Source organism: Rubritalea sp., from assembly GCF_039830215.1.
GTDB lineage: Bacteria > Verrucomicrobiota > Verrucomicrobiia > Verrucomicrobiales > Akkermansiaceae > Rubritalea.
In genome coordinates this window covers 1-1,936 of sequence record NZ_JBDOPO010000186.1, presented here as the reverse complement: position 1 = coordinate 1,936, position 1,936 = coordinate 1, and the positions used below count along the sequence as shown (strand labels likewise).

Here is a 1,936-nt window from a genome sequence, read left to right as displayed (position 1 = left end):
CAATAGATAGCACTCGCTGAATTTTAGAGCTTCCTCTGATTCAGAAATCCACAAATAATTTTCTTCACACCCAGCAATCCATCCTTCACCTTCCATGCACTATGCGCCTTATCCTCTTCCTACTTATTGCCTCGCTTGCGGCAAACCTCAGTTTTGCTAAAGGTAAAAAGCAATCGGCGATGACCATCGCCTTCCATACTGAGGCTGCAAATCTCGAATCAAAGAAGCTGACCTTCGAAATTGAAACCCCAAAGGGCAAGCGCTTCATGAGCAAGACCCCTTTCATCACCACAAGCGACATTGTCGCCTACAACGCATTTCCCTCACCACACAATCCTGACATGTACGGAGTGAGCTTTCAGCTCAACCGCGCTGGAGCTAGCAGACTAAAAATGACTTCAGGTCAGTATGCGGGTAAATGGATCATGTGCACGATCAATGGCAATGTGGTCGACATGCTCTACATCGACCGTCAAGTCGACGGTCGCGTCATAACCATCTGGAGAGGTGTGGATAAGAACATGCTCAATGCATGTAACTTCCTCATCCCTCGCATTGGTGAATCTGAAAAAGCTTGGAAGACTCGCCTCAAGTACGAGAAAAAACAGTAGTTGAGATTCAGAATCCATGATGCGATCTATACTCTCAGCACTAGCCTGCTCAACTTTTACTCTTGCTAACCTTGCAGCAGAATCGACTCTCAACCTGAAACTCCCCACTGAGAACCAATACCTCTTTAGTAAGACTCCTGAAAAGTTTTACATGTACACCTTCAGAAATTTTGAAGGTGTCGATTCCCATCCATGGACAGCTGGAAAATATGGTTACGTTAGAACACTTCGTCGCACCCCAGAAGGCGTCATAGCCACCAAGTTCCACGAAGGAATCGACATCCGCCCTATAAAGCGTGATCGTTACAGCCGACCGATGGATATAGTATCATCCATCGCAGACGGCAAAGTTGTCTACACTAACAAAGTGGCTGGCAACTCAAACTACGGCCATTACGTCGTGGTCGAACACAATTGGGGGAGCGGTCCATTCTACAGCCTGTACGCGCACCTTCAGTCGATCACCTGCTCCACAGGCTCCATAGTCTCTGCTGGATCTCCTTTAGGCAAGATGGGCTATACTGGAGCTGGAATAACCCGTGAGCGATCACACCTACACCTAGAACTAGGAGTGATGGCCAACAAGAATTTTGCCGAATGGCATAAAGCTTATTTTTCGTCCAAAAATCATCACGGTAACTTTAGTGGACTCAATATGAATGGATTGAATGTGTCTGAACTCTTTCTCCGACACAAAAATAATCCACGTATATCACTCACCTCATTTATATCTAAAATACCGACGTACTTCAAAGTCACCGTCCCGCGCAGGCGCGAACTTGATCTAGCGCAACGCTACACATGGATAAAACAAGGTGACCATTCAGTCATGACACCCGCTTGGGAAATTAGCTTTGCAAGTTCAGGATTCCCTCTCGCTATTTCCACCAGTAATCGCGCAGTACTTCGACCAACTGTCACCTACGTTCTCCCAACCCAATCAAATCATAAGTACCACACCAAAGGCATTCTCAGTGGCACAGGCAAGCAAGCCACACTCACCAGCCTTGGCAAACGCTTCATCAGCCTGATGACTAGCAGCTTCCTAGATTAGAATCACACATCATATAGAACACCAACGGACTAGCTGTAACAATCTACTCCTTTTTTGTACACGGGACTGCCAATCCCCTGCTTGGCAACTACCGATGTTCACCATTTAACTATAAAAAGTGGGTTCGGTACTCCTCAAGCATCTGGGCACAAAAAAAGTCCGCTTCCAGCGTTAGCTAGAAGCGGACATATAAACTGGCGACGACCTACTCTCACAGGGCCTATCGCCCAACTACCATCGGCGCTAAAGTGTTTCACTTCCGGGTTCGGAA

The 1,936-nt window shown here is 47.0% G+C and carries 2 protein-coding genes; both read left to right on the top strand.

Annotation, left to right across the window (positions count from 1 at the left end; all coding sequences use genetic code 11):
- The first annotated feature begins 101 nt into the window (after positions 1-101).
- A complete protein-coding gene (locus tag ABGY95_RS06250) occupies positions 102-611 on the top strand; it encodes a hypothetical protein (RefSeq protein ID WP_347440834.1) in 510 nt (169 codons plus the stop codon).
- A gap of 16 nt (positions 612-627) precedes the next feature.
- Complete coding sequence (locus tag ABGY95_RS06245) at positions 628-1,665, top strand: M23 family metallopeptidase (RefSeq protein ID WP_347440833.1); 1,038 nt, start codon at positions 628-630, stop codon at positions 1,663-1,665.
- Positions 1,666-1,936 lie beyond the last annotated feature (271 nt).